Annotated in this window: 19 protein-coding genes and 3 pseudogenes; 8 read left to right on the top strand and 14 right to left on the bottom strand. The window is 47.3% G+C overall.

From position 1 onward, the window contains the following. The first annotated feature begins 93 nt into the window (after window positions 1-93). Window positions 94-1,845, top strand: coding sequence for an NAD(P)/FAD-dependent oxidoreductase (locus AC27N8_RS00735; protein WP_487062952.1), 1,752 nt, complete (start codon window positions 94-96; stop codon window positions 1,843-1,845). A 19-nt stretch (window positions 1,846-1,864) separates the two neighbouring features. Next, a complete protein-coding gene (locus AC27N8_RS00730; protein WP_487062950.1) occupies window positions 1,865-3,070 on the top strand; it encodes a cytochrome P450 in 1,206 nt (401 codons plus the stop codon). A 444-nt stretch (window positions 3,071-3,514) separates the two neighbouring features. On the opposite strand, the gene AC27N8_RS00725 is transcribed toward AC27N8_RS00730, so the two are convergent. Further along, on the bottom strand, window positions 3,515-4,198 hold the full coding sequence (locus AC27N8_RS00725; RefSeq protein WP_487062948.1) for a TetR/AcrR family transcriptional regulator: 684 nt from the start codon (window positions 4,196-4,198) through the stop codon (window positions 3,515-3,517). A gap of 178 nt (window positions 4,199-4,376) precedes the next feature. On the opposite strand from AC27N8_RS00725, the gene AC27N8_RS00720 reads away from it, so the two are divergent. Further along, entirely contained in the window at window positions 4,377-5,282 is a 906-nt protein-coding gene (locus AC27N8_RS00720) for an alpha/beta fold hydrolase (protein WP_487062946.1), read from the top strand. Window positions 5,283-5,391: 109 nt separating this feature from the next. Here the strand turns inward: AC27N8_RS00720 and AC27N8_RS00715 are convergent, their stop codons facing one another. The 4 genes from AC27N8_RS00715 to AC27N8_RS00700 form a co-directional block, all read right to left on the bottom strand. Next, window positions 5,392-5,997 carry a dihydrofolate reductase family protein gene (locus tag AC27N8_RS00715; protein WP_487062944.1) on the bottom strand — a complete coding sequence of 202 codons (606 nt, stop codon included), beginning with the start codon at window positions 5,995-5,997 and terminating at the stop codon, window positions 5,392-5,394. Window positions 5,998-6,241: 244 nt separating this feature from the next. Then, complete coding sequence (locus tag AC27N8_RS00710) at window positions 6,242-7,084, bottom strand: alpha/beta hydrolase (RefSeq protein WP_487062942.1); 843 nt, start codon at window positions 7,082-7,084, stop codon at window positions 6,242-6,244. Further along, window positions 7,081-7,518: a MarR family winged helix-turn-helix transcriptional regulator gene (locus AC27N8_RS00705; protein WP_487062940.1), complete on the bottom strand. Its 438-nt coding sequence runs from the start codon at window positions 7,516-7,518 to the stop codon at window positions 7,081-7,083. Before AC27N8_RS00705 ends, AC27N8_RS00710 begins: the two co-directional genes overlap by 4 nt. Window positions 7,519-7,628: 110 nt before the next feature. Then, a complete protein-coding gene (locus AC27N8_RS00700; protein WP_487062938.1) occupies window positions 7,629-7,796 on the bottom strand; it encodes a hypothetical protein in 168 nt (55 codons plus the stop codon). A gap of 142 nt (window positions 7,797-7,938) precedes the next feature. Between AC27N8_RS00700 and AC27N8_RS00695 the strand changes: the two genes are divergently transcribed. Then, window positions 7,939-8,157: a hypothetical protein gene (locus AC27N8_RS00695; RefSeq protein ID WP_487062936.1), complete on the top strand. Its 219-nt coding sequence runs from the start codon at window positions 7,939-7,941 to the stop codon at window positions 8,155-8,157. A gap of 832 nt (window positions 8,158-8,989) precedes the next feature. Continuing rightward, complete coding sequence (locus AC27N8_RS00690) at window positions 8,990-10,201, top strand: class I SAM-dependent methyltransferase (protein ID WP_487062934.1); 1,212 nt, start codon at window positions 8,990-8,992, stop codon at window positions 10,199-10,201. Window positions 10,202-10,252: 51 nt separating this feature from the next. On the opposite strand, the gene AC27N8_RS00685 is transcribed toward AC27N8_RS00690, so the two are convergent. The 3 genes and pseudogenes from AC27N8_RS00685 to AC27N8_RS00675 form a co-directional block, all read right to left on the bottom strand. Further along, window positions 10,253-12,133, bottom strand: coding sequence for an ABC transporter substrate-binding protein (locus AC27N8_RS00685; RefSeq protein ID WP_487062932.1), 1,881 nt, complete (start codon window positions 12,131-12,133; stop codon window positions 10,253-10,255). 168 nt (window positions 12,134-12,301) lie between these two features. Further along, window positions 12,302-13,170: pseudogene (locus tag AC27N8_RS00680) on the bottom strand (IS982 family transposase). Window positions 13,171-13,456: 286 nt separating this feature from the next. Beyond that, window positions 13,457-14,875 (bottom strand): glutamate-cysteine ligase family protein, encoded by a 1,419-nt coding sequence (locus tag AC27N8_RS00675; RefSeq protein ID WP_487062930.1) that lies wholly within the window; start codon window positions 14,873-14,875, stop codon window positions 13,457-13,459. A 261-nt stretch (window positions 14,876-15,136) separates the two neighbouring features. Between AC27N8_RS00675 and AC27N8_RS00670 the strand changes: the two are divergent. Further along, a pseudogene (locus tag AC27N8_RS00670) lies at window positions 15,137-16,354 on the top strand (IS110 family RNA-guided transposase). A gap of 252 nt (window positions 16,355-16,606) precedes the next feature. Here the strand turns inward: AC27N8_RS00670 and AC27N8_RS00665 are convergent. The 6 genes and pseudogenes from AC27N8_RS00665 to AC27N8_RS00640 form a co-directional block, all read right to left on the bottom strand. Further along, window positions 16,607-17,425 (bottom strand): alpha/beta fold hydrolase, encoded by an 819-nt coding sequence (locus tag AC27N8_RS00665; RefSeq protein WP_487062928.1) that lies wholly within the window; start codon window positions 17,423-17,425, stop codon window positions 16,607-16,609. A gap of 529 nt (window positions 17,426-17,954) precedes the next feature. Then, window positions 17,955-18,206 (bottom strand): annotated as a pseudogene (locus AC27N8_RS00660) (Tn3 family transposase); the annotation flags it as partial. A gap of 1,353 nt (window positions 18,207-19,559) precedes the next feature. Next, window positions 19,560-20,006, bottom strand: a complete 447-nt coding sequence (locus AC27N8_RS00655; protein WP_487062926.1) for an RNA-guided endonuclease InsQ/TnpB family protein — start codon at window positions 20,004-20,006, stop codon at window positions 19,560-19,562. A 30-nt stretch (window positions 20,007-20,036) separates the two neighbouring features. Then, window positions 20,037-20,831, bottom strand: coding sequence for an RNA-guided endonuclease InsQ/TnpB family protein (locus AC27N8_RS00650; protein WP_487062924.1), 795 nt, complete (start codon window positions 20,829-20,831; stop codon window positions 20,037-20,039). Between the two features lie 61 nt (window positions 20,832-20,892). Next, the gene (tnpA, locus tag AC27N8_RS00645; protein ID WP_487067870.1) at window positions 20,893-21,087 is read right to left on the bottom strand and encodes an IS200/IS605 family transposase; all 195 of its coding nucleotides are present in this window, start codon (window positions 21,085-21,087) and stop codon (window positions 20,893-20,895) included. 166 nt (window positions 21,088-21,253) lie between these two features. Beyond that, window positions 21,254-21,589: a hypothetical protein gene (locus AC27N8_RS00640; protein WP_487062922.1), complete on the bottom strand. Its 336-nt coding sequence runs from the start codon at window positions 21,587-21,589 to the stop codon at window positions 21,254-21,256. 499 nt (window positions 21,590-22,088) lie between these two features. Between AC27N8_RS00640 and AC27N8_RS00635 the strand changes: the two genes are divergently transcribed. Together AC27N8_RS00635 and AC27N8_RS00630 are read left to right on the top strand one after the other, a co-directional pair. Then, a complete protein-coding gene (locus tag AC27N8_RS00635) occupies window positions 22,089-22,523 on the top strand; it encodes a hypothetical protein (RefSeq protein ID WP_487062920.1) in 435 nt (144 codons plus the stop codon). 149 nt (window positions 22,524-22,672) lie between these two features. Then, complete coding sequence (locus tag AC27N8_RS00630) at window positions 22,673-23,965, top strand: tetratricopeptide repeat protein (RefSeq protein ID WP_487062918.1); 1,293 nt, start codon at window positions 22,673-22,675, stop codon at window positions 23,963-23,965. Window positions 23,966-24,028: the final 63 nt, after the last annotated feature.

The following is a 24,028-nucleotide window of genomic DNA, read 5'->3' as shown; positions in this document are numbered from 1 at the left end:
AATCAGAGATGGAATCCGCGTCTATTCATTCAGGATAATGGTAGATATTTTTTTATGGTCGTTGTATAGGTAAAAGCATGGTCAGGAGCAAAGATGGATTCTGAATATGATGTTGTCATTTGTGGTGCCGGGATTGCAGGGCTCACTATCGCTCGACAAATCAAGAAAGAGATACCCGAATCCTCCTTACTTGTGATTGAAGGCCTGGGGGATAAGTCTCGCACTGGGGCGATACAAGTAGGTGAATCAACCGTGGAGGCTTCCGCACATTATCTCGCCCATGTGGTTGACCTGCATGAGTATCTTGAAGCGACTCATTACCATAAGTGGGGATTTCGTTTCTTTTTTGGAAGTGGGGCTATTCCCCTACAAGAAAGATCAGAAATCGGCATATCTCAAGCTTCTCCATTACCCTCGTACCAGTTGGATAGAGCACTGTTCGAGTCGGATGTAAAACGTTTGAACACAGCAATCGGCATTCGTATGGTCACAGAATGTAAGGTTGAGCGTATTGATCTTGCAGAAGATGGGGGACTACATGAAGTCTTCGTGCATCAAATATCGGCAAATCAGAAGTACCGAATTAGGTGCCGCTGGATAATTGATGCGATGGGAAGAAGGCGTTTTCTACAAAGACAATTGGGAATCGCAAAGACACATAATCCTCTTCATAGCGCTGCATGGTTCAGGCTCAAAGGCCGTATTGATATTTGTGATCTGGTTCCCGCAAGTGAACAAGCATGGCATACACGCGTCCCTGATCATAATCGTTATTATTCAACCAACCATTTAATGGGTGATGGACGTTGGGTCTGGCTTATTCCTCTAGCATCAGGACAGACCAGTATCGGTATTGTTGCACGTGAAGATTTTTTCCCTTTTACAAGCTACAATACCTATGAAAAAGCTTTACAGTGGCTGGAACTTCATGAGCCAGTACTCTGGCATGCGATCCATCGGCAGCAGCCCGTGGATTTTCAATGCCTACGCCATTATAGCTATAGTGCTGAGCAAGTCTATTCTTTACAACGTTGGGCCTGCACAGGTGATGCTGCAACCTTTTCAGATCCATTTCTCTCGCCAGGTATTGATCAAATGGGATTTGGCAATACGCTCATTACTGAAATGATTAAGCGTGATCGCGTACACACATTAGATCATAGCCTTATCCAACGATTTAATGCTACCTATTTAGCCTTCCATGATGGCACTGCACTGATTACTCAATCAACCTATCCTTTTTATGGAAATGCTCTGGTCGCGGGTACAAAGATTCTCTGGGATATTGTACGAGGATTTTCTTTGAATGCTGCTGCCAGATTTAACCGCACGTATCTCGATGAGCATAAATCAGAGGCTTTACAAATGCTTTTGTCCCGCTCCTTTTTGCTTACTGTACGTATGGAAACGTTATTTGCTGAGTGGGCAAAGCGTACCAAAAATAGTTTTCACTACAAATTCATCGATTATTTCTCTGTACCCGGGCTGAAAGAGTTGTATCTACGGAACTTCCACGTGTATGAAACGGTTGAAGAACTCGTCCACATTCATCAGATGACGTTGGAGTATCTTGAAGATTTTGTCCAGATGATTTTCATTGTTGCCCTTGCAGACACCATGCCTGAAATGCTTCCTTTATTGCCTTCACCACTCTGGCTGAACGCCTGGGGTGTCAGTTTACATCCAGAACGTTGGATGGCCGAGAAGCTTTTCTTTCCTCTCTCTCAACCTCGTCAGTTAAAGCTTCAAGCATTTACTGATCTATTCGAAGATATGGTGCTTCCCATTGATGTAAGCTTCCAACTTCGTGCTACGGTTACACCAGACAAAAAAGACATATTATAAATGCAGAGGTGCAACACATATGAATACACTTCCTAATCTTTCCAAGCTGCGAAGGTATTATACCAATCCACATCCTTTATATCAAACATTACGTACACACGATGCCTGTAATTTTGATACGATCAATCAATGTTGGTTGGTCACGGGGCTAGCCGAGGTAAAGGCTATTCTGCGAGATAAGCATTTCTCTTCAGAATTAACACCTGCATCTACCGCATCAGAAGAAACACATTCCTACATGCAAACACTTGTACGTCGACAGTTTCTTTTTTGGGATGGAGAGCTGCATCTTCAGGCTCAAAGACTATTACAAAAACACCTTGCCTTTATTGCGAAGAATGATGAAGAAAAGATCAAAGATATTGTAAAAATCGTGTGTGCAAATTTACAAGGGAAATCTGAGATTGACATTGTAAAAGATTTTGCCTCTCCAGTTTCTCTTCTTGTTATTGCCCATGTCTTAGGTATTCCAGAGGAGGATCGAGCACAACTCCTCCAATTAGAGCAGTACTCAGATATATTTAGCGATATAACAAGTGGTTATTTTCGAGGGAATCTCCAAGAGGTTGATTATCTCGCAACCTATTTTCGTGATTTAATTAAGCTAAAGCGCCAAAGACCATCTGGCGATCTCATAAGTGCTCTTATTGCAGCAGACAATGTTTTTTTTAATGATGACGATCTTATTGCAAACTGTATCATGATTTTTAGTGCTGGTCGTGTTACAACCAAAAAACTTTTAGGTAATGGTATTCCTATACTTTTACCTCAATGGGAGTATTTATATTTTACTGCCATGAAAAGCGCATCTGTAATGAAACAAGTAGAAGAGGAGCTCTTTCGCGTTATTTCTCCAACACGCTATCTCATCAGGCATGCGAATGATGATGTCAATTTGAATGATCAGGTTGCAGGGAATCATCTCATTCACAGAGGCGACAAAATCTTTCTTTTCCTGGATGCTGCAAATTATGATCCGCACTTTTTTGACCTGGCAGAGCAGTACAAACCGGATAGAGGTCCAAACAAACATATTGCCTTTGGATATGGTTTTCATCAGTGCCCCGGCGCTTTTTTAGCAAGAACAGAGGTAAAAATAGCACTAGATGTTTTTTTGTCATCATTTCTTATTGCACCAAGGCCTCATGGTCATCCTACATGGAATCCCAATCCTAACCTTGGTGGCTTTGCCTCCTATCCTGTATCCATTGATACTAGAAAATGACACCTGAGCCAGTCTGTGTTCTCGCCTCAGTCGTGCCATCTCCAAGTAAAGCATACACTAATATCACGACATTTTCTGTTATATTTTCCTCATACTTTGGGTCGACAGGAAGATTGTGAGAGCAGAGAAGCTCAAGAAAAGCAAGAGGAAAGAACAAGTGGGGGTGCAGCGCCACACGAACACACGATATCTTGTTCGCATCGCGCTGATTAGAACAGAGAGTGTGTACAGGCCTGAAGTGGGCTGGCACTTTGTTACGACATTCCCAAACACGCTCTATGACTTCTTGATCATCTGCCAAAACGAAAGGACTGCTTTCAGGCAAAGAGAGGACAAGTCCAATCATAATAGGACCATCTCATTCCCTGCTTATCAATACAGGCATGTGTCATTGATCGTGAACCACGCGACAGAGATTGTCGCTGCCCTGTGTTCCTCGCATGCTCAATCGAGAAGCTTCTGTCCTGTGGACCCCTTACCCATCGGTGAGGAGTGGGAATCGTTTACGCTCTCTGCTTCCGTGACATCAGGAGTCAAACTGGAATATTGCACGCACAGTGCTGGAAGCACCACTCCGTCAATGACGCGCAAGACGAGTTTCTCATCGACGGAACGTCCCAGTGCTGCGGCAGAATGAAAGGCAATTCCGGGGAAAACTTCACTAATGGTATCGATGTCGATGTCTTTCGCGACCAGACCACGGGACACTGCACGAGTGAGCACCTGTTCAAACAGCCTGTCGAAGGGGGAGCCTACCGTGTCGCGTGCAGCGGTTCGCAGAGTTGGGTCATACCGTGCAGCAGTCAGTAGGCTTGCCAGTGCCGCCTGGCTTCGACCATCTTCCTTCATGTAGGCACGTCCGCAATCCAGCAAGTCCTCTCGCAGGTCTCCGGTGTCCGGCACCAGGGGAACGGGAAAGAGGGCTGCAACCGCAGCCACCACGAGTGCGACTTTGCTTGGCCAACGCCGATAAATGGTGGCTTTGCTTGCGCTACATCGTTTTGCGACAGCATCCACGGTCAAACGCTCGAATCCCTCCTCGATGAGGAGGTCCTGAGTGGCACGAAGCAGACTCGCTTGAACATCCGCATCTAAAGGGCGACCCGGAGTACGGGAATGGGAACTCATATGTTTCTCATCCTTTTATGAATAGAGATACTAGACAATTTCTTTTTTTCTTGCTACAATGAGTACTGTACGGTATCGTATTTATATTGTAACGGCTTGACGACCTTCTGTCAATACGATTACTTCCATGAGAGAACATCTCATGGGTTTGTCTACAAAAAAGGAGTTCGACATCTCTATGGATGATCCAACGAAAACGCAAGGACCTCTGCTTTCGGCGAGTTTTCGCACGACTTTTCAAGAGCACTTTCTTGATGTCAACGATGTACTTTTCCATTATGTTCGTGGTGGCACCGGACCTGCACTCATCTTGCTCCACGGCTGGCCCCAAACCTGGTACGAGTGGCATAGCATCATGCCCGCATTGGCTCAGCACTACACCGTTATTGCTCCTGATCTGCCTGGGTTAGGAGACTCGTCGGTCTCGGCATCGGGCTACGAGAAGCGAACGGTGGCTGAAGAGGTCTACCAGCTTGTTCACGCACTCAATTTTCCAGAGATTAGCCTGGTAGGTCATGATGTTGGCGGGATGGTAGCTTATGCTTATGCAGCAGCCCATCCCACTCAGGTTCGCCGACTTGCCATCCTAGAAGCCCCGATTCCAGGAGACTTCTTCTATCACTTGCCGCTCCTCTCTCCTCATTCACCAACAGGAGAAGCTCTGGGATGGCATTTTGCCTTGCATGCGGTTCCTGATCTTCCAGAAGCGCTCGTCACGGACCATGTTCCAGTCTACCTCTCCTGGTTCTACGACCATCATGCGTTCAATTCTGCCGCGATCTCACAAGCCCACCGAGAAGAGTACGAGCGTCACTATACGGTTCCTAGCAGTCTGCATGCAGGCTTTGAATACTATCGCGCCTTTCCGCAAGATATTGAGCAGAACAAGCTCTCCGCTCAAAGTCCCTTGCCGATGCCAGTGCTGGCGATGGGCGGAGATCATGGGGCCGGTGACCTGGGCGCGACGTTGCTCAAGCCGTTAGCCTTGCATCTGCAAAGCGATCTGGTTCCACAATCGGGACATTGGGTGATCGAGGAGAACCCGGACTATGTGACCCAGCGCCTTCTCACCTTTCTTCAATAAAGAAGAGACGACGGCGCTGTTCACCACTCTGCTAATTTTCCCCGTTTGCACATGATGCGCGGTCGAAGCACGTGTGAGTTTGGGAAGGCTCCTTACAACCCCAGGAATATCAGCTTCCGGACAGCGAGCCGGTTATCACTGCGCCGGCACGTTCGTAATTCACGAGAATGATGCCACTTGGGGAGACCTGGCTCTCTGTCACCTTGAATGCCGCCGGGATGGTGCCATCGGCAAATAACCGTTTTCCACTGCCCAACGTCAGTGGAAATATTTTGAGCCAGAACGCATCGACCAAATCATGCTTCATCAGCGTCTGCAGGAGATGTGCACTGCCGTACACGTGCAAATCCGGCCCCGGCTGGTGCTTGAGTTTGCTGACTTTTTCCGCAATGTCTCCGCCTAAAAACACGGAGGGCTGCCATTCACTAGTAGTCATAGTATTCGAAGCGACGTACTTGGTCGCTGACATGACACCAGGCCATCCGTCCGCATGTTGCGGCCAGTACGGTGCCCAAATTTCAAAGGTTTTGCGCCCTAACAACAGATCAAACGGCAGGTTCATCTGCTTATTCATGACGGTTCCGACAACATCGTCGTCATAGGGAGCCATCCACCCGCCATACGCGAAGCCACCACTGAGATCTTCCTCTGGCCCGCCTCCGGCTTGTATGACACCATCAAGAGTGACGAATTCGAGGACAATCACTTTTCTCATAACCGTGTTCCTCCAACATCTGGAGACCCTGGGTGCTGATCATATGCGTTCATAGATGTTTCCTTTCTGTTCTTTCCCTCTATATTTGAGATGACTGATGGAGAGCGTCAATTTTCTTGCACGATGCATGTCTCTCTATTCTATTGGCAGAGCAAGAAAAAAACTTCTCGGATCTTGCTCAAATCCTCGGTCCGACTTGCCAGGCCCGCCCGCAAGATCGCGCTTCTCCAGAACTCCCGTAGGATCACCCCTGGAAAAACGCCGCGACCAATGCCGCCACCCCTTGCGGATCTTTCTGATCGATGCCGAAGTGGTCGAGAACCGAGAACTGGTGCGTCTGGAAGCGCGAGATGACTGCTCCTAGTTGCTCGGCCTGGATCTTGACCCAGCGGGAGCCAGTCTTGCCACCGGTCATGTGGAGGACGGAGGCGGTGATCTCACCATAGTTTCGGTAGCTGTTGTCATAGCGACCAACTTCTCGATGTTCGCGCCCATTTTCAGTCAACAGGGTCAGCATTTTCTGGAGTTTCGCTTTTTTGACGAAGAGCGGCAGCATGAGCCTGGTCAGCCCGTGGGAAGCATTGTGCATGGCATCGGGACCAAGGCCGAGGGAAAAGCAAGTAAAGGCGTCAAGGTGCTTTCCCTGGGCCAGATACCGTTCATAAGCGGGGATCCAGCTCATATTGATAGAGCCATCGATAGAGACGCCGGGCTCATAGACTGCGACTTTGCACAGGCTGTGGTTGTGACGGGCGGTTTCGAGGGCGACGAGGCCGCCGAAGCTGTGACCGACGAGCATAGTGGCTCCGGTCACAGCTTGCAAGGCGTTGACGTCCGCGATCTCTGTAGCCAAGCTGTAGGCTGGCCCCTGCGGGGCACTGAGGCCCCGGCCCCGACGCTCGATGGTATGCACGGTGAAGTGCTTGCCAAGAGTGCTGGCAAAGACAGCATAGTCCGAGGCCGTGGAAAGCGCGCCGGTAATCAGGATGACGGCGGGACCTCGGCCCTCAGTCAGGTAGGCGATGGTGCTCCCATCTGTGGAACAGAACGTGTGATTGGTCGCGGTGGTAAGGGTGGTGATGCTCATGATGGTCCCTTCTGTGTTTTGACGGCAAGTGCTGCCAACAAACGGCGGGTCATGTGTTGCAATTGCTGGTCATCCACCTCGGCGATCTGCACGAGTTCGTCGAAGTGGGTATCAAGGAGATGGCGACCTGTGTACGCAAGCTCAAGCCCGCGCGGGGTGATTCGCACCAGGCGCTTGCGTCCGTGGTCAGGATCAGGGGTCGTGGTAACGTATCCATCTTTGACCAGCTCACGCAGCATGGTACTGACTGCAGGATCGCTATACCCCAGGGACTGAGCCAGCCGATGCTGAGTGACGCTTTCCTGATGCTGAAGCACAAAGAGAAATAGCATGCGTCGATACGAGATGCCGAGCCGGGTACGCAACAGATGCTCGGCCTCGCTCTCTAAGAGCGTGACAAATTTTCCTAAGAGGGAGGAGGTTGATTCTGCCATAGATATGTTAGCTCCTTAATATTAATATCCTAACATAGAGATGGGGAGTCGTCAAGTATTTGTTGTACATGAACATGCATTCTGGAGAAACAAAGAACTCCAGTTGCATGCTAGCGAGGATCAGTCGAAGGAGGAGGGAGCAGAGAAACAACAAGCGTCGTCATCGAAGGTTCTTGATCGAAGAAGCGAATACCATGAGATTGCGCATGAATCTCTCCAATGGATTGATGCTGCTGCGAGAGGGCGAAGGGGACCCAGACATTTCCAGCATCCGTCAACGTCGTGATTTCCCAGAGTTGCGAAAAGTGAGTGTAAACTTAAAAAATAAATGGTTCTCCACCATCTTCCGTGCAGGGAAATGTGGTATAATAGAGAGAAAGCTCCCCTCCCGACATTTCCAGTTTTCCAAGAAAAGAGTTCATGTCCCTCAGCATATTATTACCCGATCTTCCTGGTTGCTCAGTGGAGCACGTGAGACAAACCGAGGAAGCCATTCTGATCACAGCTTGTGCCACGACGCCAGATGCCTATTGCTCTGATTGCCAACAGGTCTCGTCTCAGATTCACAGCACCTATACGCGTTCGCCCAAGGCACTTTCATCTTCTGGGCGACCTGTTCGTCTCCTGCTCCAAGTATGAAGATTCCGTTGCTCCAATACGCTCTGTAAACGACAAACGTTTGCAGAGCCATTTCCACTGGTGGTCGCACCTCGTGCTCAGCGGACCTGCTCTGCACAAGAACTACTGCCGAAGCCGTCTCCACATGCTACAGTCGCCTTCCTCTTTCGAGGTTGAGGGTAAGTGGAGTGTGCAGAGAACATTCCATCAGTTCTCACAACGATGTTGCACTCAGGATCTGCAGCTGAAGCGGCGCACGGGTAAAAATGTTGGGACTCCATAAGCTCATCCTGCACGGAAGATGACGCAGAACCTTAATTCCAAACTTTACACATTGATTCTAAGAGGGAAGTGTAATTTGCGCCAGCAACTTGGGTACTGGGATAGTTTGGACCCAGGATGCTCTCAAATATGGTTAGAGCACGCACCTACAATAGCTCTGCCTCCGCATATTTCCCTGATTTTGATACAACGATGCGAGATTATGCAGATGCAATGCCAGGATGGTGGTTTCTGCAAAGAAATGAAAACAACACTCAGGTTTTCATTGGGCACTGGTAGATAGGAGTAAAATGCTGAACGTGGTAAGCAGCGTTAGAAAAGAAGGTAACAGATAACAAAAGCTATTTCATACTTCTTTGTAGGCAAAGCAAGTACTATATTGAATTTTTATGTAATATATGTTAATTATATATAGGCACCTTGAAGCGCACAAATTACTCTTTAGTCAAAGTGTGAAATTTTACGGATGATGTACTGCTTATTTGCGAACATATTTTTGCTCGTAGCGCTTCTTCGTTGCTCGACGGGAAAGCGCTCACTGAGGTCCCTTTGAATGAAAAGGATGTGAGCCATGCATTTCAACACCTTCGTCGCAACTTTTTGTAATTCTGAGACTAGCAATGCATCGCTACTGGAAATGATGAAAAATGCTATCTTTTACAGTAGTGACGTTCCCTCAAATGGCTCCTTGCATAATACCCAGACTATGGCTGTTGTCACCAATGGAGAGAAGAGACAATGGACTCTTTTACCTGTACAGAATTGTGTGCAATCAGTTCCTGCTCAACTTCTCTCAGGGAAACGCGTTATATATGTTCTCGAGGGGAAAATCTATTATCATGAGTATGAAGGAGATGAGCAATCCCTGACTAGGACACAGACCTATTTATTAGGCAAAGGTGAACTGCTTGTGATCGATTCTGGGTATATACATAATGTTACTCTACATAAAGACCATGCTGAGGCTCTTTTATTAGATGTTCGGCTTGCAGACACTCAGCATGTTCCTACCCAATCGTGGGTAAATTTTACCACAGCATCCATCATTGATCAGAGTTATCAACCCAAGGACTATTATTTCGGGTACGATCTACGATACCAACAAGTATATCAGGCAGGAGCTCCACTTTGGGAAACAGACGCTCCAAATGAGATGCTAGTAGATTTCCTCAGTCATTATCAGCTTTCCCTACAAATGACAACATTCATTGATTTAGGATGTGGGGAGGGGAGAGATACTCTTTATCTGGCAGAGCAGGGGTTCCGGGTCTTAGGAGTTGACGTTTCTCATACTGCCTTAGAAAAAGCTCGCTTTCTGGCCAAGCAAAGGCAATTATCTTGCCAATTTCTAGAAAGAGATGTCATTTATCTTCGAGCCATCGAAAATGCTAGCTATGATGTGGCAATCAACATGGGATGTTTACATATGCTACCCGATCCAGATCTGCGTATTCGTCACTTATGTAGAGTTTACGAGATTCTTAAGCCTGGAGGACTCTTTCTTTTAAGCCATTGTCGAGAAAAATGGTTCAAAGATTTTTATTCTATTCCTAACTATGAGGATGTAGGAGAAGTCGCTCCGGGCGACGTTCTCAACAGGCGTGTTCGCACGGAAAATGGGAGCATTGTGCTTCCTCTTGTGGTGCTTCCCTTCAAAGAAGCAACAGAAAATGAACTGGCATCGCTGTTAGAACTAGCAGGTTTCCAGGTAATTGATTACACAAGCAAGAAAACGTATGCATTTGGAAACACTGCCATTCTAATAGGGCAAAAGCCTTGGTAATAGAAAATTTCCCCGTTTTCCAGGCGTGCAAGTTTGGAAAACGGGAAAAACCTATCCATTATCGCAAGTTGTGGGCAAGAAGCAGCCCAACCAACTTTCCATAGAGGTTTGTCCGTTGGGCTGCAAACTCAAAAGCTCTAAAGCTTTATTAACGGGGTTACCATCTGGTCCAAGCGAGATCCAACCACTTGCCCCTTGAATTCCCTTATCCCCATGCAGTTGCATCAGCGCCTGTTGTAAATCAACAGGAGTAAAATTTGTTAGATCTTGTTCTGGGTGCTGCGTAATGGCAATATTACTGGCTTCAATAAGGACCAAGGTCGCATCGTAGGAAAGAATACCCGCTTCGCTGGTTCGATTGTAATGATACTTTTTATTGGTTAACGGTCCAGGGCAAGCGGTGTCGGGATCGAAGGCCAACGAATATTCACAAAAAAATCGCTGAGGGTTCTGACCTATTGTCTGCCAGGAATCGGGATAAGCGAAGACGGAAAAGTAGAGACGTCCATAGACAGCTGGAGGAAAGTCCTTGGTTGTATAACTTCCCGTATCGTATAGGGCATCCCCTCCCATCAATTTCAGGTCCGGGTACAATTGCATTGATGGAAACCTATCTATGAGAAGAGAAGCGTCGCCAGCATATCCAGCAAAGTAGACCAGATCAAGATCTGGAGCTTGTCTGAATGCATCGCTCAAATAAGCTCCCATTTCTTCCTCACTGGTCTTCCCGATAATGTAAAACTCTTTAATTACTTTAGCTTGCGGCATGACCTGATCGATAAAACTTTCCCCTAAACTACTACTGTAGGGATCAGAGACATCGTAGAAGACTGCGATTTTCTTTACATGCAGCTTATTCAATGCATACGAAGCGTCTAATTTTGCTTGATAGGTGTCTGGTGGGACAACACGCCAAAAGTATGAAGTTGAGGAAAGAGAATTGCTTGAGGCAGTTTCCGACACCATGGGAATCTGTGAGGATCCAAGTATCTGAACTGCGTTTGCTGTCTGACCACTCAATGGCCACCCCATCACTCCTTTAATATGATACTGACTGGCTTTCTGGACAATCAGATTCGCCAGAGTGCTGGCGTTGAGTGCTCGGTCCAGAGTTCCACTACCCGAACCAGTGTTAGCAACTAATAAACGCACCTGTATGCACTTATTCAGTTCACAAGAGGAATTAGCTTCCTCCTGAGCTACATATGCTCCTTGCAACTCGTCTCGCCCCAGCTGATAGTATGCTCCTGTAAGCATAGCGGTAACAACAATATTGACATAGGGAACATGTGAGTTGAGCACGCGCTGATCCTCAAAGTAGATAAGCATTTCTGCATCATTGGTGACGTGGGCTGTTTTCCACAAGGCCAAAGCTTGCTCATCATGACCCGTTTTCAATTGCTGCAAAACGTTTTGTTTCAGTTGCAAGTAGTTATTGTTACGCTCTACTAAGGTGGTGTCGAATGAAAATGCCCCATCACTAATACCAATGCATTCACCACTCTGCGCTAATTGTACTGTTGTATCAGAAGGAGAAGATCCAGGAGGGGAGGTGATAAGGCTCGAGAGACAACGGTCCGCAGCCGGTGAGGGAGTCAACACACGAAAAGCGGCATTAATTGTAGAAGATAGCAAAAGGATTACAGCAACAATAAGCAATATAGCTGGTGAAGTTAGACTAATAATTTTGTGAAATTGGGGAGGTTTAAAGGATGGGAAATGTGTTTTTATATCAATGTTGACTGAAGCTATAGTTTGAAAAAAAGTAAAGGCAGCTCCTGCAACAGCCATTGTAATGCTGATAATATTATAGAGAGATCCTGAACTACTCAAGATACCAATAAGAGCTGAAAGGAAAAAGAATAAAATCGCGACAAAACTTACCCGAAGACGTGTTTTTGATCCCTGGTTATTTGGTTGATTGTTTGACATTCCCAGACACTCCTTTGGTATTTCAAATACTTTTCAGCCTCAGAATAGGCGTAGCTTCTTATGTTATAAACGAATAATTAACATTAATTGTAAAATATGTCTGTTGTTAGTAAATAAAGTATTCAAAAATACCATTAATATACGTGAGTTCTGGATAAGCCAAACGGATCAAGCAACCAGGAGAGCATGTTGATCGAGATGCAAGCCTGGTTTTTTGTCTTGATGGCTGTAGGCGATGAGCCCAGCAATCAAATGAACGACAAAATTGGCGGGGCTGCGATGACGAGAATGCTCAATCTGTGAAATATGCTTGAGCTGATCGATGATCGACTCTATAATCGCCCGTTTGCGCAACAGGAGCTTGTATGAGAGATGCATGAGTTGATTTTCATATTTTTGTACAGCCTGGTCATGAGCTGGAGTCCTTGTTCAAAGAGCAGCTGCGTGAGAGGAGCGGAAATGTAGCCACGATCTCCAAAGAGCTTGCCACGCAGTTTTTTGACCATCGAGGCAACAGGCTTGCGATCATCGACATTGCCTGGAGTCAGGCAACAGGCCCGCAACTCACCTCGATCGTTGACCGCCAGGTGCAGCTTGAAGCCAAAGAACCAGCCCATGCTCGTCCTGCCCCGTTTGGCATCAGTCGCAAAGACCCGATGCTGGTTGATCCGTTTAGGATCACAGACGTGCAACGACGTTGAGACGATGAAGCTGATGCCTGTACAGGCACCGTAGCGGGTCTGCACATAGGAAAGCAGCGGAAGCATCATCTGCGGGATGAGTGCCACAAAGCGCGAATAACTCACCAGGGGAGGGAATTCCTTGGTGAGATGGACCTGGACATGTTCCGTGTAGTACGCCTTGAATGTTCGATAGTGCGAGTGGTGAAAATGGATCAGAATCGTCATCACCTCACTTGGACAGAGTTGTCCTCTACGCTCTCGCTGCTTGCCTGCTGCGAGGTGGCTTGCTTTCCACTGTGGCTCAAAGTCGAGCCACCAATCATCGATATCACAAAACAATTCGAGTACACTCATTGGTAGATCCCCCCGATGAATGAATAGAAGCTCTTCGTCTTGCTCCTATTTTAACTCATCGAAGAGGATTCCTTATCCAGAAATCACGTTAATATGCATTTTTTAAGCAAGATAGAAATATTCCCTAATAGTAGAAAAATACCTTTTCAGCCGCGAATAGTCATGTAACACTGCAATTCAGGGACCTTTTCTTTATTAACGAGCTGCTCATCTCATTGCCAGACAGGCGCAACAGCGATGAGATGAGCACGCAAACCTGAGGAGATGAAGAAATCGAAGCATTTGTTTAATATGAGCGCACATAGTTTCTCATATCATAGTGTTTGATCAAAGCCTCAACCCCTCCCTGCGAAAAGATTTGCTCTGCTTCATCAGCAGGACATTTCCCTTGAGCAAGCCGCTCATAGAGAGGCACTAGATACTTCTGCTCACCGAACCCTCGCATATTCAGGCCCTTATGTGCAATAGAGAGTAAGCGGTTAAGATACTCGTGTACATTTACCCCAGGATAAGAAAAAGCAAGCCCAGACGTACAAGCCTGCATCCGAATATTGCGCCATTGATCCAGAGAGAGTTCTTCACTCAAACTAATCAATTCATCCGAGTTCTCTACCAATCCAATGCTGAGAGCTGCTGCACTAAAGTGGCTCTGGGGTGGCTGCTGGCAACTTATCCGATCCTCAATTGTTCCATAGCTTGGCTGCAACCGACTATCAAACCATGAAAAGCCGCACTGAACCTTGACGTCATCTTCGACGGAAGGATACACTCGTTCGTTCTTTCCATTCAGATCAATGCCCATTTCGCCCTGCTTATTGAGAAAGAAATGACGAAAAGCCTTATTGTGATCAATACGATAGAACTTTCCCCCTCTCCTGACCTCTATTCCACCAAAATCAAAGAGATAATCAAGATAATGCTCGATACTCTGAAAGCGGGGCGGCACACCAAACTGCTGGCTCCTACTTGGCCAGCACCAATCCCAGAAAAGCTGGCGAATTGCCTTATAATTAGATACTTGATTTTTCCATACAGAGGAATTTGCTAACAAAGCGATGCGTAACCCAGAGGTTGCATTAAAAGCGTTGAGCACGCCAATGGCTTCTTCCATGGAAACCTCAACCTGGGTATGGCATGATGCATTGATACAATGTACATCGCAGGTATACTCATTCGAGTTCTGACTACTCTCATCAACGCGGGTATCAAAAAGTAATTCATATCTGCTTTTCCAACCTAGATAATCGCGGCTGGGAGCAACGAGTGGTTGCACTCCATAGCCAAGTAAATACGTATCGTACTCTTGTAAAATGGAGGTAACTAGTTCCAGTGACTCTCGCAGATGCTTTTCTCCCTCAGAAATAGACTGAGCTGGAGCGATATCGATTTCCAATGTTGAATAACCAAAGTCCGTAGTGATGACATCGAAACTGTGTGTTTTTCTCCCCTCCAGATCAGGTCGGACCCGGCTAACTGCGTTAATCTTATGCGAAATATCGTCGTGTTCAGCGACCCAACCAGAGTCTATAAGTTTCTTCCACAATTGATGAAGGACAGCCGGGCTGATAAGTTTTCCATCCGAAGATATCATCAGGTACTCGTTTTCCAGGCCAATCCACCTGGACTCAATATTTCCATTGCTCCTGGCTAGGAAGCCAGAACGAAAAAAGCGCGTAGCATCCTCCATGGTTAATTGTTGTGGCATAATTATCTCTCTTATCCAGTAATGTATTCACTGACCCTCTCGACAAAGGATCTCAGCAAGCGATAGATTTGCTGGTGTTATGTTCCGAACACGCCGGAGAAAGCGCCGTTCTCTCATCAGGCTCGACCTATTAAGAAAGATCTGGCTTTTCTGGCAATGTTCCTGGGTGAACCGACCATTAGGAGATTGTGCCTTCGCTGAGCACCACAGGATAAGAACACGCTTGCCCCAAGAACCCTGTCGGAGAGAAAGGAGTCGCCCATGTTCTACGCTGGTATCGATTGGAGTGATAGCCACCATGATGTTCTCGTCATTGATGAAGCCGGTCGCCAAGTGAATGCCACGCGAAGCGGGGCTCACAGTCCTGAGGGGTTGGAAAAGCTGAACGCATCTCTGGAAGCCATTGTGAGTCCTACTGACAAAGTGAACTTGGCTTGCATCGTTGAGACTTCGCATGGCCTGCTTATCACTTTTCTGCTGGAACAAGGCTGGCCGGTGTATCTGGTTCACCCTACAACTGTGGATCGTCGCCGCGCCGTTTCTGGAGCAAAGACGGATCAGATTGACGCCTATTTGCTGGCCAAAACCAGGCGTGCCGACCATGCAGAATTGCGTCGTTTGACCCCAGATGGCGACCAGATCGCTGAACTGAAAGCGTTGACCCGCGACCAGGATGCACTGATTCAAATGCAGACCAGACTGGTGAACCAACTGACAGCATGCCTCAAGGTGTACTACCCGGTAGCTGTGGACCTTTTTGCGAAGCTTCAACAGCGTTCGCCCCTGACCTTTTTGCACATGTATCCTACCTTCTAGGCAGCTCGCGCCGCCTCGATTGAGCAGATTGCAGAGGTGCTCAAAAAGGCCGGACATACCTCGGCAGCAAAAGTCGCTCCCAAGCTTGTAGAGACCTTGCATCAGCCCCAGTTGGAGGCCAATAGGGTGACAACGCGCACGAAGTCGCGTCTGGCGCTGGCTCTGATCACGTAGTTGCTGCCCTTGGTCGCGCAAATTGCTACGTACGACAAGGATATTGAACAGCTTTTTTTGAGTCATGCTGACAGCACAATCTTTGAGAGCCTGCCGCGAGCCAGAAAGCGCTTGGCTCCTCGACTGTTGGCAGAAATTGGTGATAACCGGCAACGCTATACCGATGCGGCGAGCTTGCAAGCCCTGGCAGGCACCTCTCCAGTGGTCTTTCAGAGCGGGACGTATGCCCGCATTCACCACCGTTATGCCTGTGTTAAGCCGCTGCGCAATGCTCTGCATCAATTTGCCTGGCAAACCACCCAGAGCGAAGCCTGGGTATTGGAGTACTATCAACGCAAGCGGAAGGAGGGCAAAAGCCATACCGTCGCCGTGCGTGCCCTCGCCAATGTGTGGGTCCGCGTGATCTATGCAATGTGGCAGAAGTCGAAGCCATATCAGTCGGTGGTCTTTGCAACGACACAGCAACAACACGCTCGTCGAGCGGCTTGAGGAGTTGCTCATCCACCAGAAAGACGAAAGTATCTTTGGAGCAGCAAAAAATCTTTTCCTTTTTGCGCTTTCAACTGGGCATGCCTTTTTTTGACCACGCAAGCGGAAGGTTGTCAAAGGAAGCGAAGCGGCTTGACAGCTTTTCGTAGCGTGGTACACTCCTTCATGCTCAGTTGAAGCCCCCCATTGGTTCAGATCTTTCATTCAGTTCCTCCTGATGAGCTTTTCACTATTGACATAGGAGATCTTTCTTTATTGTCTGGTCAAACAAATCCCCTCTTGCATGGTCAAATTTTTGATCCAATTTTCTAGACATGCATAAAATGAGTTTTCTGCATCAGCCATCACCCAATGTCCTGCTCCTTCAAACGCAGTATTGGCTAAAGCATGTTGCTCAAGCAGCTGTTTTGACTCAACAGAAAACTCCTTCGTACCATAGCAATACATTCTGGCTAGAGAGAGATTCGCATACACTTTTCCTAAATACGCATCCTGTGAAAGTCGGACAAGACTACGACATACGGCACAAAATGTTGGAAGGTGAGTAAGTTGTAATCCAGCGTAGTATGAACGGAGTATATGCTGATTTACTCCTTTCAGATAGATCTGCTCACTCCACTGATTGAACCAGTCTTCAAAGCGTTCTGACTCTGTTGCCGATAAACTCAGGAAACAATCAGCTTTTGTAAGATTTCCTTCAATGTTGACCAATCCGACCAGTCCTACTAAGTTATTGTTGGCGAGCAACGTTGAAATAACCCCTCCCATCGAGTGTCCCACCAGAACAATTTGTTTATCCTGGACTGTATCCTGGATTACCTCCTTTAACCAGTCAGCTAATTGCTCAACACCCCATGCATTCTCGTCAACTGCAGGGGTTCTGCCAAAACCAGGCAGGTCCACTGTATACAAATCCCAATTCTGCAAAGTGGGATGGAGGAAGGCTTGCTTCCATACATTAGACCAATCTCCTAATCCGTGAACAAACCAGATCACCAACTCGCTGCGGCCGGGCCGACGTTGCAGATAGAAAGGCTGCTTCTTCTTCCACCGTATCTCCGATATAATCATATTATATGCTCCTTTTCTTTCTCTATATTTCCTGGTCTAATACGTTTAATATATTAAATATATTAAGTAATTATATAATACTCACTATTTTATGCAGATATTATTGGCTTTTTTGCTAAATAAATGTACTATACGTCCATATTCTTGGCAAGCTCGTCTCTTGCCAAGAATATGGAAAATGCTCTTTTATGTTAGCTGAACCAATCCATCATGGAGACTTCCATCCTCGGCGCGAGATGATGGCATGGAATTGCTAAGCTTACCGAAAGATACCTTGGAGCTTAGCGCCGTTTTTCGTTTTGTAGGTTCCGCAGAGGCCATTATCCAGGCTATTGATGCATGATCTATTTCTGCAAGTATAATCGATCTCGAACAGAAAGGGAAGATGAGGAGGATTTGTTTCAGGCAAATCCATATAGCTTAATTCAACAAACGATCTGAAAACAGACAACTCATCTTTTCTCTTGTCTGCTTGAGGAGAGAGATACGAGGAAAAGATTCCCTCTCCTCTGAGTTCATCACACATTGGTCATGCTGACAGTGGCTCTTCAATCTCGATGCGTTCGGAAAGATCCAAATGGAACATCCCATAGGGCGTCACATGGCTATAGATGAGAGGAGTCAGTCCCCGTAGGTCTTCTTGCTGCATGTGTTGGAACTGTTCGGGTTCTGCCAAAACTCGTTGAATCAATAACGTATTCACGTAGACCAGATAACTTTGCAATAAGTGGAGAGATAATGCCGCGAGCTCCTGCTGATCCAGGCGATTGGTGGCAAACTCCTGATCTGTTGCATCACACCTTGTTATTTCTGAGCTTGCCCCACTTTTATGGCTCTTCCACAACTCTCGTGCTTTTGGGAATTCCGACAATTCTTTTTCTCTTTCAATCCGCTTTGCAAGCGAAATTTATGACATCGCGTATGAATTGCTAATAAGCTTAGCACGAAAGTTGCGCGAGAGCCATGAAAGTGGGTCAAGGTCAACCTTTACCGCCATCCAAATGGGGGGGGATACTTGGGTAGCACTTGGAAATTTTAGCAATGAATAGTTTCTCTGTGTATGTGATCCGCGTGAAGAACTGGTTGCAGATGCTCCAGCATCGATCACGACAACGAGTTTGAATGCTTTAGATGAGAGACACTGGCTTGTCTTCATTGCAGCCTCAGCCGAGTATCTCTGTACACACTATGCGATTGCTTGCCCTCCCTGAGCTTTGCACTCGCGCTATCGATTGGTCACTCCCTGGTATGATGTGGTGTATCTGGATCAAGAGATCCAGACGTGGTTGGAAGAAACCACGCTTGAACCATTTTAGCGTCGGAACATTCATTGTGAGAATACGGTCTTTTTAGACAAGTGCATGGTCGTAAATACGCTTGCTATTCAACCAGATGCTGTGGAAGGACGTGTCTTTGGTTTTGCCAAGGGCGATGTTCATTAATACCCAAGGGATATGCTACTGGCTTCTTATCGTTTTCTCTCTTTTAAAGAGGATGGATTATATTGGGACTCTTATGCATACGACTGCAAAAAACGCGTGAATGATGATGTGCGAACCAGGAGTGCTGATCGACTGAGCATGAGGTTTGCGGAAGAAGCTCAAACAAAAGGATGCGCTTGTCAAGCGACCTCAACGTCAATGGATGGATGCAGGGAGGGCAAAAATGGAAGAAACAGAGGCGTGAAATGATGCACTGGAAGGAGGTTCGCGCATCTGCTACAATGGAGCTAGGCAGCAGGCTCTTGTATCCTGCCGCAGTTGCATCGTCTCTTCGGCGGCGGTGAGGATTGAAACGTCCTGGCGTTGCGGTTACTCTAAGATCGCTTCAAGCGTTGCATCATCTCTTCGGAGGCGGTGAGGATTGAAACCTGCATCGCAGGCTCATCTCCCTTTGTATGAGCAATCATTATGCCTAATCGAGCTGACGAGGCCATAACGATTGCTCATACATGCTAACTACTCTTGGCCAACAACAAATGTTAGATATCCATCAACATTTACAGCAATGATGCTAGAATCAGGCAAGATATAGGTTGAATGCGTTCCTTCTTTTTCCTTCGTGCCTTCTGGTAATACTGCTCTCAAGGCAGCATCAGGCCCGTGAAGTACCCCATGCATAAATGCAGGGCTTCTCAAGAGCGCGTCTCTTGAAGATCTCTTCCAGACCTGGGTTCCTTTGGTTCTGGACGGAGCTTGAGACCATCTTGCCATACGGCTAACACATTGAGAGCCGCGTTGACATCATAGTTACGATCCAGAACCACCCCACATGCCTCACACGTATGAACCCGCTCGTCGAGATCTTTATGCGGTCCTTCGTAGAGGCATGCGCTGCATACTTGGCTCGTTTTGTAGGGGTCAATCTTGTGGATCTGTACCATACCGGCGCATGCTGCCTTGTATTCACACAGAGACACAAAGGTTGACCAACCAGCGTCAAGGATGCTTTTATTCAGACCTGCTTTTTGACTTGTCCCATTGGGCAGATACTTCCCGTTCTCATCTTGTTTGGGCTTCGGACGTTTTGACATGTTGGATGAAGCAAGATCCTCGAAGACAATGGCTTCGTAGGTGTTCACCAGACGGCGCGACCACTAATGGAGGAAATCTCATCGTTGGTTACGCACCTTTCGATGCGCTTTGCTCAGGCGCTTGACGGCCTTTTTGCGCCGCTTGGAGCCACGTTTCCTGCGCGAAAGTTCCTGTTGAAGCCCTGCAAGCTTCTTTTCGGCTTTACGATAGTGCCTTGGGTTGTCAATAATGTCACCACTAGAGAGGGCGGCAAAGTGATAAAGTCCCACATCAACCCCAATTGCTTGATCGGTGTAGGGTGTGTGCTTCTCCTGGCTTTCCTCTATCTCACACGAAAAGCATGCATACCAACAGTCTCCTTCTCTTTTTATGGTACAGGTTTTCATCTTTCCCTTGACGGGACGATGAAGCTTCACCTTGACATGCCCAATCTTGGAGAGGATCACTTTGTTTCCTTCAATGGCAAAGCCACCCTGGGGAAATGTGAAAGAATCGTAGCGATCCTTTCCCTGAAATCTGGGATACCCTGGCGTTTGACCATCGCCCACGCGACGAAAGAGGGCTTTAAATGCCTTATGGACCCGCTTGAGTGTCTCCTGCAATACCTGAGAATGGATGTGTTTGTACTCTTCTCGCACTTCTTTGATCGCAGGTAGTTCGTTGATTTGATCGTAGCAGGCGATAGCATGTTCCTTGACCAACTGTTTCCGTACCTGCTCGTCATAAAAATGCTCGTGTCGTTTGATACTATTCCACGTATCACGTCGTTGTTGTAACGCTGCGTTGTAGAGTTCCCCTGCTCTATCGAGCGTCCACTGCAATGCTGATGCTTGTTTGCGTGTTGGATACAGGCGATACTTGTAGGTACGCATATCAAAGAAATCCCCTTTTGGCTCTTAACATAGCTTTTCATCATTTATAACGTTAAAATACTCAAAATTTTACATCACCCGTTGTAACTACATAGTAACTATTATTCCACAGAGAAGGGAGTTTCTTTTTACGTGTGAGAAACTCTTGCCTCAATTGGTGGCTTGTCGAGTCTTTGATCAATCGAACAAGTTTGTGGATATCAAATTGCGGGTCATACCCGACCAAGAGATGAATATGATCAAGCGTAACCTCCATTTCCACAAATTACTGCTTCCAGGTTTGAATAGTTTCAATGATGAGTTCTTTCAAACGTGTATTAATTGGATCTGTAAGAAATTTTCTTCGATATTTGAGAATTCATAACACGTGATAGTGGCATTTGTAGATAAATTTTGATTTATCTTTAATTATGTATATATGCTCATAAAATAACATAGAAGAGTAATTCATGCAATAGATAAAATTTCACACCAGCAACGATAAGTGAGTTGAGATCTGACCTTCGAACCTGAATAAGCTGAAGCGTTATTATCTCTTTCGGCATATGAAGCGCAAATTGCTGCTGTCTGGCTGCCTCGTACCGAAGAATATCGGGATCAGCCATCTTGGAATAACCGTCACCATCACACGACCAGCACACCGTATAGCGCTGACCGTCAATTGTAGCGGTCCCCCATTGCCCGTCATCATAAGAAACCTTCTCAGCCCACACCAAATCATTGCTCCCAATGTGAACCCAGCGAATATATTGTGGCATATTACTATCATTCCTTTCTTAATTCGCTTTTTCAGCGCCTAATACAATTTCAAGAGATAAAGATCTTTCTAGACACGTGAAGAAATAGGGCATCTTATTTGGCCTTCCTCGACTATTCACTTTTCTAATCGATGCTTTCCTCGCGGTATCTCTTGCTGCGTATAAAAGTTCCTGAAATTCGTCAGGATCGACGTGAGCCGCATTGTACAAGTTATAGGCCCTTGTGATATTGGAGATGACGTGGTCGGCGTCCCCACAATCTCTGGAGAAATCCTCCATAAGTTGTCCGATAAAAAGTGGTCCTTCGTGCTTGTCTCTTTTTGTGGGCAAGTATCGAATATTGCCAAGATTATTTTCAGATGAATGTATCTTTCGAATAGTCTTTTCTTCTAAGGTTTCTTCTCTTAGTTCGTTCTTCGATCGATAGGATTGATATTCCCCTCCATTAGCCACCTTGTTGCATCTGCCAGAGCGCGAGGCCAGGGAGCAGGTCATCACTGTGCAAGCAGTGAAAACTTGGTTGCAGACCCATCGTGATTGGCTGCTTGTTCTAGACAATGCTGACGAACTAAGCATTCTTCCTGACTTCCTTCCACCGAGTCTGGGAGGGCATTTGCTCTTGACTACACGGGCAGCGACGACTGGACGGTTAGCCCAACGGCTGGCAATTGAGACCTTATTGCCCGAACACGGTGCCCTTTTCCTCCTCCGACGTGCGGCTCTCATTGCTCCTGATGCAATCTTGGAGCAGGTATCCCCACCAGATCGGGAATTGGCTTTGCAGATGAGCTGCGAACTAGGAGGGCTGCCTCTGGCTCTGGACCAGGCTGGGAGCCTACCTGGAAGAGACGGGAACAAGCCTCTCCAGTTACTGGCAGATCTATCAGCAATATCGTGCCGATCTTTTGCACCACCGTGGAGGATTAGTAGCTGATCATCCTGCTGCAGTAGCTACAACTTGGTCCCTCTCCTTTCAGCAGGCTGAGGAGAAGCATCCAGCTGCTGCCGACCTATTATGTCTCTGTGCCTTTCTCTTTCCAGATGCCATTCCTGAAGAAATCTTGACAGCAAGGAGCATCGTTCTTGGGACCCACACTTACCCCGGTGGCTGAGAACGCTTTCCGACTCAATCAAGCCATCGAAGCCTTGAGAGCCTATTCGCTAATCCGACGCGATCCCAAAGGCAAAACCCTCTCCGTTCACCGACTCGTACAAGCAGTGCTTCAGGATCAGCTTTCAGACGAGCAAAGACGCTTGTGGGCAGAGCGGGTAGTGCTTATGGTCAACGCGGCGTTTCCAGAGGCAGAGCGCAGCTCTTGGCCGCAGTGTGAACGTCTGCTTCCACAGGTATTGATAGCAACGCAGATCATTGAGCGATATCAGGTCATCGACGGGAATGCAGAGCGTTTGCTCTATCAAGTTGCGTCGTATCTCCACCGGCGTGCACGCTACCAAGAGCCGGGATTGCTCTACCAACGAGCCCTGCATATTAGGGAGCAAATCTTGGGACCAGAGCATCCCAATGTGGCCTATCTGCTCGCTAACTTGGCAGATCTCTACTATGATCAGGGTAAGTATACTGAGGCGGAGCAACTTTTCCAGCGAGCCCTACGCATCTATGAGCAACAATTGGGGTCGGAGCATTTTGGTCTAGCCACCCCACTTACCGGCTTGGCGGACCTCTACCGTAAGCAGGGCAAGTATGCCGAAGCAGAGCCTCTCTATCAACGAGCTTTGCGGATTAGTGAACAGCAGTTAGGACCTGAGCATCGTAAGATGGTTGCTCCACTTACTGGCTTGGGGAGCCTCTATCGTGAGCAGGGTAAGTATGCCGAAGCAGAGCCTCTCTATCAACAAGCCCTACGTATCTATAAGTCGTTCTCGGATGTCGAGAACTCCGGTGGGGCTTATCCTCTCTACAATCTGGCGAGACTCTACCATGAGCAGGGCAAACATGCAGAGGTGGAAATGCTCTTCCAACAGGTCCTACAACTCTGGGAACAATACGTAGGACCTGAACATCCCTATGTGGCCTATGCTCTCACCAGCCTGGCGAACCTCTACCGTGAACAAGGCAGATACGGGGAGGCGGAGCCGCTTTTTCAGCAAGCACTGCACATTCGCGAACAAGCCTTAGGACCTCAGCACCCAGAAACAGCTGAAACTTTGGATGGTCTCGCGCGGCTTCGCAGTGCTCAGGGCAACAGCGTAGAAGCTAGAGTTTTATATGCTCGTGCGGTGGTAATTCTGGAACAGGCACTTGGTGCCCAACATCCCAAAACTATCGAGACACGCGCCAGCTTTATTTCCTTGCTTTACGCAATGGGACATTATGAGGAAGCAGTCCAACTTGAGATTGCTCAGCTTGGGCCATGATGCCTGCGGGGAGATACTACAAGCCGATATGAGAAAAAATGTCTTTGAAAATATGATCACATT

The organism is Dictyobacter sp. Z7_2, from assembly GCF_057551105.1.
The sequence above is the reverse complement of the archived record's forward strand: the minus strand, read 5'-3'. Positions and strand labels throughout refer to the sequence as shown.

Excerpts from the sequence above, each read along its gene's own strand:
- AC27N8_RS00735 (WP_487062952.1), top strand. The coding sequence starts at position 94 with ATGGATTCTGAATATGATGTTGTCATTTGTGGTGCCGGGATTGCAGGG.
- AC27N8_RS00730 (WP_487062950.1), top strand. The coding sequence starts at position 1,865 with ATGAATACACTTCCTAATCTTTCCAAGCTGCGAAGGTATTATACCAAT.
- AC27N8_RS00725 (WP_487062948.1), bottom strand. The coding sequence starts at position 4,198 with ATGAGTTCCCATTCCCGTACTCCGGGTCGCCCTTTAGATGCGGATGTT.
- AC27N8_RS00720 (WP_487062946.1), top strand. The coding sequence starts at position 4,377 with ATGGATGATCCAACGAAAACGCAAGGACCTCTGCTTTCGGCGAGTTTT.
- AC27N8_RS00715 (WP_487062944.1), bottom strand. The coding sequence starts at position 5,997 with ATGAGAAAAGTGATTGTCCTCGAATTCGTCACTCTTGATGGTGTCATA.
- AC27N8_RS00710 (WP_487062942.1), bottom strand. The coding sequence starts at position 7,084 with ATGAGCATCACCACCCTTACCACCGCGACCAATCACACGTTCTGTTCC.
- AC27N8_RS00705 (WP_487062940.1), bottom strand. The coding sequence starts at position 7,518 with ATGGCAGAATCAACCTCCTCCCTCTTAGGAAAATTTGTCACGCTCTTA.
- AC27N8_RS00695 (WP_487062936.1), top strand. The coding sequence starts at position 7,939 with ATGTCCCTCAGCATATTATTACCCGATCTTCCTGGTTGCTCAGTGGAG.
- AC27N8_RS00690 (WP_487062934.1), top strand. The coding sequence starts at position 8,990 with ATGCATTTCAACACCTTCGTCGCAACTTTTTGTAATTCTGAGACTAGC.
- AC27N8_RS00685 (WP_487062932.1), bottom strand. The coding sequence starts at position 12,133 with ATGTCAAACAATCAACCAAATAACCAGGGATCAAAAACACGTCTTCGG.
- AC27N8_RS00675 (WP_487062930.1), bottom strand. The coding sequence starts at position 14,875 with ATGCCACAACAATTAACCATGGAGGATGCTACGCGCTTTTTTCGTTCT.
- AC27N8_RS00665 (WP_487062928.1), bottom strand. The coding sequence starts at position 17,425 with ATGATTATATCGGAGATACGGTGGAAGAAGAAGCAGCCTTTCTATCTG.
- AC27N8_RS00650 (WP_487062924.1), bottom strand. The coding sequence starts at position 20,831 with ATGCGTACCTACAAGTATCGCCTGTATCCAACACGCAAACAAGCATCA.
- tnpA (WP_487067870.1), bottom strand. The coding sequence starts at position 21,087 with ATGGAGGTTACGCTTGATCATATTCATCTCTTGGTCGGGTATGACCCG.
- AC27N8_RS00640 (WP_487062922.1), bottom strand. The coding sequence starts at position 21,589 with ATGCCACAATATATTCGCTGGGTTCACATTGGGAGCAATGATTTGGTG.